We start from the raw sequence: 16,627 nt of genomic DNA, 5'->3' as shown, positions 1-16,627 counted from the left end.
ATATGGCATTACCTTTATTACAAATCGCCCTTGATAATTTAACTATTGAAGATGCTATAAAATCAGCAAGAAAAGCAGAAAAATATATTGATGTAATTGAAGTAGGGACTATTTTACTTGCATCAGAAGGTAAAAAAGCAATAAGTGAAATAAAAAAAGAATTTCCAAATAAAATAATTGTTGCTGATGGAAAAATTGCTGATGCTGGAAAAATTTTTGCTAAGATGTTCTTTGATGCAGGAGCTGATTACACAACTGCAATTTGTGCAGCAGAAAACCAAACAATGGATGAACTTGTAAGATTTTCAAATGAGTATTCTAATAAAGAATTACAAGTTGAAATGACAACTAATTTCACATGAGAACAAGTTGAAGCATGAAAAAAATCAAATGTACCTCAGGTAGTTTGACATCGAGCAAGAGATGCACAAGCATCAGGAGTAAAATGAGGTAAAAAAGATATTGAAACTGTATCAAAACTTGCGCAAATGGGATTTAAAGTAACAGTAACTGGCGGTGTCGCTGTTGAAGATATAAAACTATTTAAAGATATTCCGATATATATATTTATAGCTGGTAGAACAATTAGAGATGCAGAAAATCCTGAATTAGCTGCACGAGCATTTAAAGATGAATTTAAAAAATATTGAAAATAAAAAAACAAGATTTGTTGGAATTTATGAAAAAGCTATAAATAATAAATTTAATTGAGATGAAAAAATAAAAATTGCTAAGGCTGCAGGTTTTGATTTTATTGAATTCAGTGTAGATGAATCAGATGAACGTTTATCAAGGTTAGATTGAAACGATGAAACTATTAATAATCTTTTAAGAACATTAATTGACAATAATTTTTACTTTAACTCTATGTGTTTAAGTGCTCATAGGCGCTTTCCATTTGGATCTAAAAATGAAGAAACAAGAAAAAAATCACTTGAGATTATGGAAAAAGCACTTATTCTTGCTAAAAAATTAGGTATCAGAATTATCCAAATTGCTGCTTATGATGTATATTATGAAAAAGCTGATTCTGAGACTCGAAAAAACTTTTTAAATGGTATGAAAGAATGTGCAAAACTTGCAAGTAAATATAGTGTCACTCTAGCTTTTGAAACTATGGATACTCCTTTTGCCGGTACAATTTCTAAATGTCTTTCATTTCTAAAATTTATAGATATGCCAAACTTTTATATATATCCAGATCTTGGGAATCTTAATCAATTTACAAAGGATGTTGATAATGAAATTTTATTAGGAAAAGATAAGATTGTTGCATTTCACTTTAAAGATACACTACCAACTAAATTTAAAGAAGTTGAATGAGGAAAAGGAACTGTTGATTTCGCTCACTCATTAACTCAAATTAAAATAAATAATATTAATGTTCCTATATTAATTGAAATGTGATCTAAAAATAAACCTGATGAAACAGTTGATCAAAATATAACTAAAATAAAACAAGCAAAGGATTTTTACGATGAGCAATGAAAGAGAGCTAATGGTGAATAATTCAGAAATTCTAAAATTAAAAAAAGAAGTTTATGAAGCAAATATGCTTTTGTATAAATATCGTCTTGCTATTCATACATGAGGAAATGTATCAGGTATAACTAATGATAGAAAATATATGATAATCAAACCTTCTGGAGTTAGTTATGAAGCATTAACACCTGACCATATGGTTGTTGTTGATCTTGAAAATAATGTAATAGATTCACAATATAAACCATCAAGTGATACACCAACACATACATTATTGTATAAAGCTAATAAAAATATAAAGGGTATAGTACATACTCATTCACCTTTTGCTGTTTCTTTTGCGCAAGCTGGTAAAGAAATACCATGTCTTGGAACTACTCATGCTGATAATTTTTTTGGTTCAGTACCGTGTACAAGAGAACTATCAGATGCTGAAATTAATGGTGAATATGAACATAATACTGGATTAGTTATTATTGAACACTTTAATAATAACAATATAAGTTTTGAATCAACAACCGCTACATTAGTAAAGGAACATGGACCATTTGTATGATCAATTAAGAATCCAATTGATGCTGTTAATTTAGCTCTAACCTTAGAAGAAATAGCTAAAATGGCTTTATATACAAAAATATTAAATCCTGATAAAAAAGAAGCAAATCGCACCTTACAAAATAAACATCACTCAAGAAAACATGGACCAAATGCTTACTATGGACAAGATAAATAAAATAAATGATAAATATTTAGATTCTATTTTCTTTGATCTAGATGGTACATTACTTAATTCACAAAAGCAAATAACAGAAAAAACATTATTATGTATTAAAAAACTACAAGCAAAAGGGAAAAAAGTTGGAATCATCACAGGAAGACCATACTTTTTTGCTAAATATGAAAATCATCTAATTAATGCTGATTTTCCATTAATAGGTTGTAATGGTGCTTTAATATATGATTTTAAAAAAAATGAAATTATTTATAAAAATCCAATAAACAAAAATGCAACAATAGAAATATTTGATAAGCTAATTAAAAATAATATAACATTCTTGCTATACACCACAGAAGAAATTTTTGGTTTTTATTCTATAAATGAATATCCAAATTGATTTAATTGATTAAATAATTCAATTAATAAATTACCAGATAAATTTAAATTTAAGTTTAATGCATATAAATATAAATTTAATGAAAATGATTTTGAAATTCAACAATTTGATATTATAAAAATTTTAGTTATTGTAAGCGATAGCGACTTAACGTATGTTCATTCATTTTGCGATGAATTGCGAAATATCAAAGGTATATATACTATAAAATCACAATCAAACGTTATAGATATAATGCCAAATGATTGCTCAAAAGGTGAAGCATTAAATATGTTATCTAAAATTCAAAATATCGATTTAAATAAAACAATAGTTTTCGGCGATGAACATAATGATATATCAATGTTTAATGTTTCTAAATATTCAGTTGCTATGGGACAAGCAAATTTAGAAATTAAAAACGCTGCTACTTTTATTACTTTATCAAATAATGATGATGGGATATACGATTTTTTTGAAAAAATAAACTAATATGTTAAACGAAATAATTAAGTTAAAAATAAATCAAACACTAACTGGATTTTGATTAGTTCCGTCATTTTTAAAAATATTAACTCCCAGATCACATGAATTTGTTATTAAATATGCAAAAAGTTTAAAAGAATTAATAATAAAAAACAATTTACTTGAAAAAAACATTAAATTTTCATTTAATAAAGATACTGATTTTAGTATATTTAACACATTAATGAAACTCAAGGGTTATGATTTTCAATTAAATGTCAATCATATAAATAAATTATTACCCAATCAATATATTGACTATGAAATAGTTGAAAATATCATAATCCGATTTGATAAAAAAACCTTGCAAACTATTTATAACGGAAACATCTTCTTCTATTCAAAAGAATATTTTAAAAAATATTATCAAAAATATAAAAATAAAGATAATGAAAAAATTTTCTTACAATGAACATGATTTGATTTTAAAATTTTAAAATAATACATAACTTATCTATTAAAAAAATATTTCAATACTTTTTGAAATACAAGAATTATCTCTAATTAAAATTGAAAAAATACTAGTTTAGCTAAATAAACTAGTATTTTTTCAATTTTATTCTAATTCATTACCTACATTAGAAACAATTTCATTATTTATTTTCTCTGCTTCAACACCAATAATAATTTGTATTGATATGTCTGTTACTTTTGTTATTCCAAATGCACCAGCTTTTTTAATACCATCTTCATTAATCAATGAACTATCTTTTACTAAATATCTTAATCTTGTTGAGCAATTATTATATTCAACAATGTTATCTCAACCACCTAAATTTTTTACTATTGATCTAGCTTTTTCAGAAAATCCTAGATGTCCAATTGATTTTGGTGTCTCTGTTGTTTCTGTTTCTAAAATAACACCTTTTCCTCTTCCTGGAGTATCAAGATTTAATTTTTCAATTACAAATTTTCCAACAAATAAATAAGTTGTAGCAGTTAATAAACCAATAGGAATAATTCAACCTGGGTTTGCAAATACTCTTGAAAGACCCTCAAAATTAGATTCATTAATGATTCTTAGTGACTTTGGAATTGATGTAATAAAGTCTAATAAACCAGCTGAAAAACCAAACCCTAATTGTATTCCAAATGCACCAGTGATAAATGCAAATATACCAGTTAATATTGCATGTATAAAGTATAATAGTGGCGATACATATAAAAAGGCAAATTCAATTGGTTCTGTAATACCTGAAAGAAAACTAATAACAGCTGCTGAACCAAATAATCCTAAAACTCTTATTTTTTGCACTTTATTTTCTGCTGTTCAAATAAATGCACCAACAAGTGCTGGAAGTCCAAACATCATAACTGGGAAGAATCCTGCTTGGAAAATTCCCCCAGGGTTGTTTTTAGCAACACCATTTAAGAAAATAAAGATGTCACCATTAACTTTCTCTCCTGCTTCACCACCTTCTTTTGCTCATTCCCCTAGTTGGAATCAAAATAAGTTATTTGGGATGTGATGCAATCCAAAAGGAATTAATAAACGATTAATAAATCCGTATACTCCCATAATTGATGCTCTTATAAATCTATTTGATATATTTGTTCCTTCACCAACTTTTGTATTATCTGATAAGTGTTTTGATATAAAATAAATAATTCAAGCAATTCATGGAAAAATTATTGCTCAAAGAATACCAAATAGTGTTGTTGTTATAATCGCAAGAGCAGGAATTAATCTTCTACCTGAGAAAAATCCTAACGCCTTTGGTAATTCAACATTATTTGCACGATTATAAACAAATGCAATAATAGCTCCTGTTACAATTGCTGATAATACATTCGATCCTAAAATAGCATCAAACTTATTACCGAAAATAGCTTCAAATCCTAGTATTTTACCAGTAATTACCTTTTTATCATTATATATTGGAACTTCTTTACCTAGATTAATTGAACCATAAAATTCTTTTACTAAAAGAGGAACTAATGTTGTAATAATTAAACCAGCTATTAAACCTGCAAACGCTGCTTCACCGCGTTTATCTTTGGTAAATCCAAATGCGATTCCGACTGCAAATATAAGGTGTAGATTATCAAACACAACACCACCTGGTTTAATAATAATTGTTTGCACAATCTTTGAAAATACTGTTGCATCTGGGAGCTCTGCTCCAATTCTTAACAATATGGCAGCAACTGGTAAAACTGCGATTGGAAACATTAATGTTGAACCAATTTTGCTTATTGTTGACAATGTTCTTTGAATAAAGGTTTTTTGAGGTTGTAATGTTGTTGATTGCATCATTATTTATTACCTCCTTGACCTTTTATTGAACGCATTTCTTTTTTCTTAAGATAAATTTGTACTATAACTGTCGAAATAATTGCGCTTAAAAATACAATAAATCAAATAAGAGCAATACCTGCTACAATATCTGGATTATAATTTATAACAGTATCTTTCTTATATAATGTTGATAGCAAAATTATTACAATTAATAATACTGATCATAATGCTCAAAGACTAATGTAAATCCATTGTTCATTACGAATCTTTTTAATAAAACCTGTAATACTTGACATTTTTAAACCTTTCACTGTCTATAAAGAGTGATAAAAAATCTCTTCACTCTAAACATATTTTAGCAATAATTATGTAAATATTTCCATTATTAAATTAAGAATTCTTAATTAAATATTTTACACTCAAATTAAATACGAAAATATTTTTATATATGAATTATTAATTCATAAAATACTCTTTATTTATGTACAATAATAAAATTAAAAACGAAAGAAGGTCTAGTGAAAAAATTAGATGAATTAAATATTAATGAATTAGTAACTATATTTAATAATTCAACATTAGATATATATAAAGCATTAGAAAAAGTTCAAAATGACTTAGAAATAGTATCAGATAAAATATCAAACACAATTAAAAATAAAGGTAGAGTAATTTATGTCGGTGCTGGAAGTAGTGGTCGAATAGGTTTAGTTGACGCATTAGATGTGATCCCTACTTTTAATGAAAGAGAATGGTTCAAATATTCGATGGCCGGTGGAGATCAAGCAATATTAAATTCACTAGAAGGTTTCGAGGATGATTGAGATTTAGGATACTTAGATGCTAAGAAATTCAAAATAACTCAAAAAGATTTAATTGTTGGTCTATCAGCATCTGGAAACACTAGATATGTAAAAGGTTTTTTTGACTATGCTAAAAATTCAAATGCATACAATATCCTTATTGAGAATAAAACAGGTGGTATATGTGAAAAATCTAGTAACTATATTATAAATATTGATACTGGTCCTGAAATCATTGATGGATCAACACGATTAAAGTCAGCTACAGCTCAAAAAATTATTTTAAATATGTTTTCATCAATTGCTGCAATTAAAAATAATAAGGTTTATGATAACTTAATGATTGAAGTAACACCTATTAATGAAAAATTAATTTTAAGAAGTTATAATATCATTTCAAAAATAGTAGGAGCTAGCTTAGAACAAGCAAAAGAATATTATAAAAGATCTGATAACAATATTAAAATAGCTTGTATTATGTTTAAATTGAAAGTCTCAAAATCAAAAGCAGGTGAACTTTTAAAATTAAATGATAATAATCTTAGAAAGGTATTAGAAAATGATTCAAACAATTAGTAATGTTAAAATTATTAACCCAGACACAACCATTGAATGTGCTGATATCATCATTGAAAATAACTACATTAAAGAAATAATTCCCAATAACTCCATTGCTACAAAAATAGCTGTCCCCGGCTTTATTGACACACATATTCATGGAATGTACAATTATGATGTAATGCAAGGGAAAGAAGCTTTAGAACATATTTCATATCATTTAGCATTAAATGGGACCACTTCATTTATGCCAACTGCAATGACAAATTCCTGAAATATAATACTTCAATCGCTTAATTCAATGTCTGAAAATAAGATTTGATATTCCAGAAATCTAGGTTTTCATATTGAGGGACCTTTTATTGGTCAAGAAAAAAAAGGAGCACATAAACCTGAATATTTAACCAAAGCTAACAAAACAAAAATTAATGCAATTTTAAAAGCTAGCAACTATAACCTTAAAAAGATATCATTTGACCCGACTATGATGCCATTAAACTCATTTAAATATCTTCAAAATGATTTAAAAATCATCGGATCTATAGGCCATACTAATGCTAATTATCAACTTTGTCAAGAATTTTTCAATAATGGTTGCAATATGGTTTGTCATTTATGAAATGCAATGTCTGGAGTTGATTCAAGACATCCAGGTTTAGCACAAGCAGCATTGTATAATGATCAAGTTTATACTGAATTGATTATTGATTTTGTACATTCAACAAAAGAAACAATCTTATTCACTATTAAAAACAAAACACCAGATAAGATAATCGCGATTTCAGATGCAATAAAACCAGCGTATTATCATGATGGAGAAAACATTTCAGGAGGAATAAAAGTTGAAAAACACGGTAAACTTATTACTCTAGCTGGAACAAACACTATCGCTGGATCTGGGATAATGATTTATGATGCATTTTTAAACTTAATTAAAATAGGTTGTTCATTAAATGATGCTGTTAAAATGACATCATATAATGCTGCAAAGCATCTTGGTTATGATAAACTTGGAGAAATAAAAAAAGACTATCTTGCTGATATTGTTATTTTAAATTCAAATGATTATAAAATTAAATCTGTCTATATAGATGGTAGAAAGATAAAATAATGAAAATATATATAAAATTAGATACTCAAAGACAATCTGACTTCGCTGCAAACATAATCAAAGAAGAAATGTTAAAAAAACCTAATCTAAATATTTGTTTCGCTACTGGAAACTCCCCAATTAAGACTTACAAAAAACTTATTGAAATGTATCAAAATAAAGAAATTAGTTTTAAAAATGTAACATCATTTAATCTAGATGAATATGTCGGAATTAGCCCAGAAAACAAATGTTCATACCATTATTTTATGCAAAAGGAACTCTTTAGTCACATTGATATTAAAAAAGAAAACATTAATCTTCCAAATGGAATTGGTAACATAACAAAAAATGCTGCTGATTATGAAAAAATAATTAAAGAAAAAGGTGGCATTGATTTAATGATACTAGGAATCGGAACTAATGCTCATATCGCATTTAATGAACCTGGATCGTTAGATACTGAAACTACTCGTGAAGTTAAATTAACTCAGAGCACTATTAATTCAAATAAAATATATTTCAATAATGAAGAAGATGTTCCAAAAACTGCTATTTCAATGGGAATTAAAAGTATTCTTTCTGCTAAAAAAATCATTTTACTAGCAGATGGAAAGAATAAAGCAAAAGCAATTTATGACACTATCTTTGCTAAAATCGGTCCTAATGTTCCTTCTTCATATCTAAGAAATCATCCAGATGTTTCATTAATTTTAGATAATGATGCTGCTGAATTAATTAAGTTAAAAAATAATCATTAATGATAAATTAATGTAAATTTAAATTCAAAGATACAATTATAAAATATTATTAAATACAAAAATAAAACTTCACCAAGTACATAAATAAAAATAGCTTTAGTATGAAAAATATACTTATGAAAAAATAATTCACTTTTTTATTTCAATATTTTACAAGATTAAATATTTACAGAATATCTACTTTTTAATTTTAGTATAAGGGCATAAAATGATTGTATTTTTTAATAATGGACCTAAAAAACACTAAATTAATATATATGTGGAAATGTTTACATAGTTTTTTATGCAAAAAATGGAATACTAAAAAATTAATATTCTTTTTTGTATAAAATTATGTTAATTAATTAAGTGAGGTATTTTATGACTATAAAAGGAATTGGAGCTTCAAAAGGTGTTGCCATTTCTAAAGTGTTCAAAATTGAAGAATTACCATTAGAAATCACAAAAAACACTAATAATATCGAAGCAGAATTAAAATTATATCAAGATGCAAGAAATATAGTTGTTGATAAATTAGAAAAAACTAAACAACTAGCTAATAATCCTGAACATAGTGCGATATTTGATGCGCATATTGGTTTTGTATTAGATCCATTTGCTATTGAAAGTATTGAAAATAGTATTAAAAATAACAATGAAACAGCTGAATATGCAACAAGAGAATTTTACAATGGTTTTGCAGAAACATTTAAGATGCTTGATGATCCTTATTTAAAAGAAAGAGCGGCAGATGTTTATGATGTTTTAAAGAAACTTTTATATGTATATAATGGAATTCAAGAACCAGATCTAGCTAATATTTCTGAAGAAGTAGTGATTGTTGCAGAAGATTTAAGTCCATCACAAACAGTGCAATTGAATAAAAAATTTGTTAAAGGATTTGTCACAAATATCGGAGGTCCTACATCTCACACAGCGATTATGGCTCGTAGTTTAGGAATTCCTTCCGTTGTCGGAGCTAATACTATAATGCAATATGCAAAACAAGGTGATATTATTGCATTAAATGGAGCAATTGGCGAAGTTATTTTGAACCCAAATGATGAGCAATTAGCTATTTATCAAAAAGCTCAAAAAGATTATTTAGACTATTTAGAAAGATTAACAAAATTAAAAGGTAAAGAAAGCAAAACCATTGACGGTGTGCATGTTGAAATTGGAGCAAATATCGGAACACCAAAAGACCTTGATAATGCAATATTCAATGACGCTGAGGCTATTGGTTTATTTAGATCTGAGTTCTTATATATGGATAATGAACACTGGCCAACAGAAGAAGAACAATTTGAAGCATATAAAAAAGTTGTTAAGGGAATGAATGGAAAAAGGGTTGTAATTAGAACTCTCGATATTGGCGGTGATAAAACTCTTAAGTACTTTAAATTTCCTGAAGAAATGAATCCATTTTTAGGATATCGTGCAATTAGATTTTGTTTACAAAACCATGATATATTTAAAACACAATTAAGAGCTTTAATTAGAGCAAGTGAATTCGGAAAAGTCGCTATTATGTTTCCAATGATTACCAATGTTCAAGAATTTATAGATGCAAAAAATGTTTATATTGAAGCATATAAAGAAGTAGCTAAAACAAATAAGAACATTAAAAAAGTTGATGAAATTGAAGTTGGTTTGATGATGGAAACTCCTGCTGCAGCCGTTTTATCAGATAAGTTCTGTGAATATGCTGATTTTGTTTCTATTGGTACTAATGATTTAATTCAATACTCAATGGCTGCTGATAGAATGAATGAAAATGTTTCTTATTTATACCAACCTTTAAATCCTTCTATTTTAAAACTTATTAAAATGGTAATTGATGGAGCGCACAAACACGGTAAATGAGCTGGAATGTGTGGTGAAATGGCTGGCGATAAAAGAGCAGTTCCAATTCTACTTGGGCTTGGGCTTGATGAATTTTCGATGAGCGCAAGTAATGTATTAGCTACAAGAGAATTAATAAATTCACTAGAGCATAAGAAAATGCAAAAGTTAGCTGAAAAAGCATTAAATCTTCACACAATGCTTGATGTAGAAGAAATGTTAAAAAAAGAATTATAAAATTAAAAAGGCCACTTTAGGCCTTTTTTAATAAATATTAAATCCTTTTGTGTTCACACTATTTGCTTTTGAATTATCTCATTTATACACACCAGCTTTATCTTTTATTTCACCAGAAGTTGAAAATGCAGCTTTTAATAAACCGACCATACTACCAATAGCATTAATTAATAATGGGATTCCAGTTACAATAGTTGTAAAACCAAATGCTGAATTTATTTTTAATCATTTACTTTTTTCAATTTGTTTTAATTCATTTAGTTTCATAGACCTCCTTTCAAAAAATAGATAAATATTTATGAATAAAGTACAAAAAAAAAAAAAAAAAAAATACTTCATAAAGTATTTTTATTCTACATAAAATGTCGAGAATTGTCCAACAACTTTCGAGACTTTTTCTACAGAAATTCAAACCCGGGGGTCAATTTGTTTTAAATCATCTATTATTTTTTTTGCCTCAAGCAATAACATAATTGTAGTTATTTTATAACCATTTTGTCCGGTGTAACCGGATTTATATTTTTCAATTCTATATGAATGTCAATACTTAATTAATTTAAAATAAGTAAGTACCTTCTCTGGATCTTGACAAACAATAGTCATTGAAATCTTTTTATATTTAGGATAAATAAGATTAATCATTATATTAATAATAAAGACATAAAGAATTGTCCCAACTTCCCTAACTCCAAAATAAATTCTTGAGTCCTTATAATTTTCCATTAAAAGATTATAACGATGTTCTATTTTGTCATATTCATTAAAAGCGATCCCTTTATAATCATGTAATTTAATAAAATCATTTTCCGAAAGACTTTTAATATGTTCTAAATCAAGCGGCTTATCTAATAAATAATTTGGTTTAATAAATTCAAATATCACTATAAAAATTGCAGCAGTTACAAATCCGATAATTGATAACACTGAGCCAACACTTTTCTTAGCTTTTGTTGAAAAGTAATATCCAATTATATCAGTTCCACCAGTTGAACCACCTGCCTTTCATGAAATAGCGATCCCAATTCCAATTAAAGCACCACCAATAAAAGTATAAATTATTTTACTTCAACCAGTATATGATCCATAATTATCAGTTAAATTAATATTTTTTCAGAAAAACTCGAGCACATGTTTTTCTGTAAAAACCAAATTAGTTCCAATTTGAAACACCATAAATGTTAAACTTAGTAAAACAAAACTTTTTTTAATTCTCAAACCGAATATGATAAACAAAGGAACATTACATGCTAAATAAAGCAATGCAAAATAAGGTTTAGTAACAGGAAAAGCATTTTGAATCAAAAATGGTACCCCTGTAACGCCAGATGGTATAGTATCTGCACGACTTAAAAATATTTGTACACCTGCATTAAACACAGTTGCTGCTATAAAAAGCATAATAACACGCAATCAATATCTTTTAACAATAAGTTTAAAGGTAAGTCTTTCAGTTTCTAAATTATGTAAATACTTACCCATTTTATATTTTAATTTTTCAAACTCTGCTTTTATTTCTTGATCTTTAATTTCATCAATATTGTCATTTTGAGTTTGATGAAGGTTTTTTAACTCATTTTTTTTGAATATTTTTGGGATTTTTTCTAAGAACCACTGAAACAAATTATTAATAGTTTTCATGTGTTTATTTTACTATTTTTTTATAAAAAAATAAATCAAAAACATCCATAAAAATAGGATGTTTTTGAAATTTTTTATACAATTAAATGTTGAATATTTTCTATTTTTTTTCTATTCGATGAGCTTGTTATCGTATGCAAAATAAACAATATTATCCCGGAAATAATTTCAGCATCTGCAACATTAAATGTCCCATTCTGACTTCAAAATGGTACATATAAAATATCTTTCACATGACCTAAAAACATAAATCTGTCAATCATATTTCCGCTAGTCCCGGCTAAAATTACTCCAATAATAAATCCAACAAACTTTGGTCTTTTATAAACCATTAAAGGTGAAAATGATAAAACTATTAAAAAGAAAACACTTAACCCTTGAATAAAAAATTGATTTCTGGTTCTTAAAAAAGTTACTCCACCATGCCAGATACTTCTTATTCCTATAATTTTATAATCAAGTCATTTTTCTGGATCATCTGGATAAATACTCTCAGCTAAGACATTTTCACCAGTTACTGGTACAGTAACATAAGTTCCATCACCTAATTTTTGAGAATCAAAAATTGAACCATGATTAAATAATAATGTTTTAGTTAGTTGATCAAACATTAAAAAAACAATAAAGCTTATCAAGAAAAACAAGTAACAAATCAAGATATTGATATAATTTTGTTTTAAATGAGCAAAAAACCTATTACTTAAATTTTTCAACAATTCCATAGCACATTAAACACAATTCTTCTTTTATTTCACTTGACTCAAAATGATTTCAACATCTTAAACATTTTACTGAATCAAATTTTGCTACTTTAAATTCTAAACTATGAGTTATTTTACCAACTGATAAAAGTGTTTTTAAATCTAGTTCTTTAAATATACTTTGTTTAGTTAGATCTATAAATAATTCTAACTCATTGGCTCTTTTCACTAAACCATCTTTTATTGCTTTTTCAATTAAAACATTTACTTCATTTCTTAAATCAAAGAAATTTTTGTATTCTTCTAAAATTTTAAAATTAATTGATTCTTTCTTAATAGGTTGAATTGATTCAAGCATAATTGATTCTTTTTTATTCGCTTTATTTAAAAATGAATACGCTTCTTCACAAGTAGTTGGCAAAATAGGTGTTAAAGCAATGATTAAAAATTCTAAAATTTCATACATATTAGCCAATACCATCAATCTCTCAGGATCATTAAATTCTCTAATATATAAAATGTCTTTTGTAATTGATAAGTAAAAGCTAGATAGGTCAACTACATAATTATTAATCAACTTGATCACATTAATAAATTTAAATTCATTATAAGCTGTTTGAATATCATATTTTAATAAATTTAATTGCTCTTTAATATATAAATGTATTCCAGTTCTTTGGGTGCTTATATCATAGTTATAGTTATGTAAATTACCTAACAAGAACTTAAATGTATTTCTTATCTTACGATATATTTCAGCATTTTGATCAAGAATCTTATCTGAAATTGTTACATCATTTGTGTACTCGCTATTTGCTACTCAGAGTCTTAAAATGTCTGCTCCACGTTTTTTGACAACATCTAGTGGAGAAATTGTATTTCCTTTTGACTTTGACATTTTTTGAGCTTTTTCATCTAGTGCAAAACCGTGAGAGATTAAATTAATATATGGTGAAAATCCATTATATGCAACTGAATTAATAATTGAAGAATTAAATCATCCTCGATATTGATCAGATCCTTCAAGATAAACATCATATGGGGCCTTTGAAATTCCATCATCAATATTTGCAGCAATTGATGAAACACCTGAATCAAACCAAACATCCATAATATCCATTTCTTTTTTAAACCCTTTATTACGATACTTCTCAGGTAATAATTCATCAACACTCTTTTCTCATCAAACATCTGTTCCATATTTAGCAACTAAATCAATCACATAATCAAAAATTTCTGCTTCTAATATAGGATTATCATTTTTGTCATAGAAAAATATTAACGGAACACCTCATGAACGTTGTCTAGAAATTGTTCAATCATCTCTATTTTCTATCATTTTTATCAAACGTTTCTTGGCTCAATCCGAGTGAGTTTTAACATTATTTTCAATTTGATATAAGATTTTATCTCTAATTTTATCAATTGAAACAAATCATTGAGGAGTACCACGATAAATTATTGGCTTATGAGTTCTTCAATCATGGGGATATGAATGTTTTAAACGATTAAAACATAATAATTTCTCTTGTAAAAATTCTGAAATCATTTTATTAGTATCTTCATAAAAAACACCGTCAAATTTTGTATTAGTATTATAAATATTACCATCATCAGAAATGTGCATAATCATTTCAAGATGATTTTCCTTTCCGATAAGAAAATCATCTTCTCCAAATAAAGGAGCTATATGAACTAATCCAGAACCACTTTCGGTAGTAACATGATGGCCGTATACTAATGGAGCAGGTTTTTTCAAAATTGGAGTGTTATATCAAACATCTTTAATATCTTTACCTAAAAAATTATTAACAACTTCATAATCATCTCATTTCATAATCTCAGTAGCTTTTTCAAGTAATTCAGTTGCAAAAATATAAAACTTCTCATTATATTTTATTTTTACATACTCAATTTCTTTTCCAACTGCTACACCAGCATTTGCAATCAAGGTTCATGGTGTTGTAGTCCAAATTACCAAATTATCATCAACGCTAATTTTATCAAAATTAGATTTTATGACTGGTAAAGCAACGAAAATAGAAGGAGAAATGACATCTTGATATTCAACCTCTGATTCAGCTAATGCACTTTGAGAACTAGGAGATCAATAAACTGGTTTTAATGCTTTATATACTAGTCCATCCATAACAAGTTTCTTAAGAACTTTTAATTGAATAACTTCATATTTCTTATCCATTGTAATATAAATTTTATTCATATCAGTAAATAATTGCAATGAAGCAAATTGTTCTTTTTGATTTTGAATTTGATCACTTGCATACGCAGCAGCTTTTTTTCTTAAACTAATTGCATTTAAGTCTTCTTTATTCAAATTAGCTAATGATAGCATTTTATGTTCAATAGGTAATCCGTGCGTATCTCAACCTAATACTCATGGAGAATAGAAACCACAAAGGCTTTTATATCTAACAATAATATCTTTTAACACTTTATTCAAAGCATGGCCAATATGAATGTCTCCATTTGCATAAGGCGGTCCATCATGCAAAATAAATTTTGAATTATTTTGATTTTTCTTAATTACTTTATTGTAAATATCATTGTTAAGTCAAAATTCACTAAAATATTTTTCCTTATTAGTTAAATTAGCCCTCATTTCAAAATCAGTTTGAGGCATATTTAAAGTATTTTTATAATCCATAATACTCCTTTTTTGACTATATATAATAATTTTAAATTATACAAAATTAATCATTTTTTTAATAAATTAAAATAAAATAACTCTATTTTATAAATTGAAGTTCAATCTATAAAATAGAGTTATTGGTGGCCCCGGCAGGAATCGAACCAGCGACACACAGAGCTTCAATCTGTTGCTCTACCAACTGAGCTACAGGGCCATAATGGCGGTCCAGACGGGGATCGAACCCGCGTTCTCCTCCGTGACAGGGAGGCGTATTAACCACTTTACCACTGGACCATTGGTTGCGGAGACAGGACTCGAACCTGTGGCCTTCGGGTTATGAGCCCGACGAGCTACCAACTGCTCCACTCCGCTATAAGAAAAATTATATAAAGCAATAATGGCGGGTGATGAGGGATTTGAACCCCCGCGGGCCGTGAAGCCCCTGGCAGTTTTCAAGACTGCTCCCTTCAGCCGGACTTGGGTAATCACCCATTATTTTTTTGGTGGACCTAACAGGACTCGAACCTGTAACCAACCGGTTATGAGCCGGTTGCTCTAACCATTGAGCTATAGGTCCCAAACTAATTGGTAGCACCGAAGAGAGTCGAACTCTTGACCTTCCGGGTATGAACCGGATGCTCTAACCAACTGAGCTACAGTGCCATATATGGTGGAGAGTATGGGATTCGAACCCACCACCTCCTGCGTGCAAGGCAGGCGCTCTAGCCAAATGAGCTAACCCCCCATAAAATGGTGAAGAAGACAGGATTTGAACCTGCGACCACTACAGCCCAAATGTAGTGCTCTACCAAGCTGAGCTACTTCTCCGTTTTTAGGCCATTTAATTATACAATAAAGATGCAAATATCAAAAAAATTTCTACTTTTTTATTGCTAATTAAGTATATCATATGTTTATAAAAATCAAAAAAGAAAATTACAATAATTTTATTAAAAATAGTCTAATAAAATAAATTAAAATAATAGTTGAATTATTAACTAGCTAACAAAAAAAAAAAAAAAAAA

Annotated in this window: 15 protein-coding genes and 8 tRNA genes; 9 read left to right on the top strand and 14 right to left on the bottom strand. The window is 27.6% G+C overall.

Going from position 1 to position 16,627, the window contains the following annotated elements; genetic code table 4:
• The first annotated feature begins 2 nt into the window (after nt 1-2).
• From EXC48_RS01480 to EXC48_RS01460, 5 genes are read left to right on the top strand one after another with little or no spacing between them, the layout of a single operon-like run.
• On the top strand, nt 3-656 hold the full coding sequence (locus tag EXC48_RS01480; protein ID WP_129720501.1) for a 3-keto-L-gulonate-6-phosphate decarboxylase UlaD: 654 nt from the start codon (nt 3-5) through the stop codon (nt 654-656).
• Nucleotides 631-1,509, top strand: coding sequence for an L-ribulose-5-phosphate 3-epimerase (locus EXC48_RS01475; RefSeq protein WP_129720500.1), 879 nt, complete (start codon nt 631-633; stop codon nt 1,507-1,509). Before EXC48_RS01480 ends, EXC48_RS01475 begins: the two co-directional genes overlap by 26 nt.
• Nucleotides 1,478-2,215, top strand: coding sequence for an L-ribulose-5-phosphate 4-epimerase (locus EXC48_RS01470; protein WP_129720499.1), 738 nt, complete (start codon nt 1,478-1,480; stop codon nt 2,213-2,215). The genes EXC48_RS01475 and EXC48_RS01470 overlap by 32 nt, the downstream gene beginning before the upstream one ends.
• Nucleotides 2,199-3,068, top strand: coding sequence for a Cof-type HAD-IIB family hydrolase (locus tag EXC48_RS01465; protein WP_041593752.1), 870 nt, complete (start codon nt 2,199-2,201; stop codon nt 3,066-3,068). The genes EXC48_RS01470 and EXC48_RS01465 overlap by 17 nt, the downstream gene beginning before the upstream one ends.
• Nucleotide 3,069: 1 nt before the next feature.
• A complete protein-coding gene (locus EXC48_RS01460) occupies nt 3,070-3,543 on the top strand; it encodes an MPN499 family protein (RefSeq protein ID WP_015287091.1) in 474 nt (157 codons plus the stop codon).
• 114 nt (nt 3,544-3,657) lie between these two features.
• Here EXC48_RS01460 and EXC48_RS01455 read toward each other — a convergent pair whose 3' ends face one another.
• Nucleotides 3,658-5,358: a PTS transporter subunit EIIC gene (locus EXC48_RS01455; protein WP_129720498.1), complete on the bottom strand. Its 1,701-nt coding sequence runs from the start codon at nt 5,356-5,358 to the stop codon at nt 3,658-3,660.
• A complete protein-coding gene (locus tag EXC48_RS01450) occupies nt 5,358-5,636 on the bottom strand; it encodes a hypothetical protein (protein ID WP_129720497.1) in 279 nt (92 codons plus the stop codon). The genes EXC48_RS01455 and EXC48_RS01450 overlap by 1 nt, the downstream gene beginning before the upstream one ends.
• Before the next feature lie 222 nt (nt 5,637-5,858).
• Here EXC48_RS01450 and EXC48_RS01445 point away from each other — a divergent pair, with 222 nt between their 5' ends.
• From EXC48_RS01445 to ptsP, 4 genes are all read left to right on the top strand, one after another.
• Nucleotides 5,859-6,719 (top strand): N-acetylmuramic acid 6-phosphate etherase, encoded by an 861-nt coding sequence (locus tag EXC48_RS01445; RefSeq protein WP_129720496.1) that lies wholly within the window; start codon nt 5,859-5,861, stop codon nt 6,717-6,719.
• Nucleotides 6,703-7,812, top strand: coding sequence for an N-acetylglucosamine-6-phosphate deacetylase (gene nagA / locus EXC48_RS01440; RefSeq protein ID WP_129720495.1), 1,110 nt, complete (start codon nt 6,703-6,705; stop codon nt 7,810-7,812). The genes EXC48_RS01445 and nagA overlap by 17 nt, the downstream gene beginning before the upstream one ends.
• Nucleotides 7,812-8,552, top strand: a complete 741-nt coding sequence (gene nagB / locus EXC48_RS01435; protein ID WP_129720494.1) for a glucosamine-6-phosphate deaminase — start codon at nt 7,812-7,814, stop codon at nt 8,550-8,552. Before nagA ends, nagB begins: the two co-directional genes overlap by 1 nt.
• Nucleotides 8,553-8,912: 360 nt before the next feature.
• Nucleotides 8,913-10,613, top strand: coding sequence for a phosphoenolpyruvate--protein phosphotransferase (gene ptsP, locus EXC48_RS01430; RefSeq protein ID WP_041593750.1), 1,701 nt, complete (start codon nt 8,913-8,915; stop codon nt 10,611-10,613).
• Nucleotides 10,614-10,640: 27 nt separating this feature from the next.
• Here the strand turns inward: ptsP and EXC48_RS01425 are convergent, their stop codons facing one another.
• The 12 genes from EXC48_RS01425 to EXC48_RS01370 form a co-directional block, all read right to left on the bottom strand.
• Nucleotides 10,641-10,880, bottom strand: a complete 240-nt coding sequence (locus EXC48_RS01425) for a hypothetical protein (protein ID WP_129720493.1) — start codon at nt 10,878-10,880, stop codon at nt 10,641-10,643.
• Nucleotides 10,881-10,961: 81 nt separating this feature from the next.
• The gene (locus EXC48_RS01420) at nt 10,962-12,251 is read right to left on the bottom strand and encodes a YitT family protein (protein ID WP_129720492.1); all 1,290 of its coding nucleotides are present in this window, start codon (nt 12,249-12,251) and stop codon (nt 10,962-10,964) included.
• 74 nt (nt 12,252-12,325) lie between these two features.
• Complete coding sequence (locus tag EXC48_RS01415) at nt 12,326-12,973, bottom strand: signal peptidase II (protein WP_129720491.1); 648 nt, start codon at nt 12,971-12,973, stop codon at nt 12,326-12,328.
• Nucleotides 12,948-15,617 carry an isoleucine--tRNA ligase gene (gene ileS, locus EXC48_RS01410; RefSeq protein ID WP_129720490.1) on the bottom strand — a complete coding sequence of 890 codons (2,670 nt, stop codon included), beginning with the start codon at nt 15,615-15,617 and terminating at the stop codon, nt 12,948-12,950. The genes EXC48_RS01415 and ileS overlap by 26 nt, the downstream gene beginning before the upstream one ends.
• Nucleotides 15,618-15,740: 123 nt before the next feature.
• Nucleotides 15,741-15,816 (bottom strand) — tRNA-Phe (locus EXC48_RS01405).
• A 4-nt stretch (nt 15,817-15,820) separates the two neighbouring features.
• Nucleotides 15,821-15,896, bottom strand: a tRNA-Asp gene (locus EXC48_RS01400).
• Nucleotides 15,897-15,898: 2 nt separating this feature from the next.
• Nucleotides 15,899-15,974: transfer RNA gene (locus tag EXC48_RS01395), tRNA-Met, on the bottom strand.
• A 26-nt stretch (nt 15,975-16,000) separates the two neighbouring features.
• Nucleotides 16,001-16,093, bottom strand: a tRNA-Ser gene (locus EXC48_RS01390).
• Nucleotides 16,094-16,103: 10 nt separating this feature from the next.
• Nucleotides 16,104-16,179, bottom strand: a tRNA-Ile gene (locus EXC48_RS01385).
• A gap of 9 nt (nt 16,180-16,188) precedes the next feature.
• Nucleotides 16,189-16,265: transfer RNA gene (locus tag EXC48_RS01380), tRNA-Met, on the bottom strand.
• A 5-nt stretch (nt 16,266-16,270) separates the two neighbouring features.
• A tRNA-Ala gene (locus tag EXC48_RS01375) sits at nt 16,271-16,347 on the bottom strand.
• A 6-nt stretch (nt 16,348-16,353) separates the two neighbouring features.
• Nucleotides 16,354-16,430, bottom strand: a tRNA-Pro gene (locus EXC48_RS01370).
• Between the last annotated feature and the right edge of the window lie 197 nt (nt 16,431-16,627).

Source organism: Mycoplasmopsis cynos, assembly GCF_900660545.1.
Lineage (GTDB): Bacteria > Bacillota_I > Bacilli_A > Mycoplasmatales > Metamycoplasmataceae > Mycoplasmopsis > Mycoplasmopsis cynos.
The sequence above is the reverse complement of the archived record's forward strand: the minus strand, read 5'-3'. Positions and strand labels throughout refer to the sequence as shown.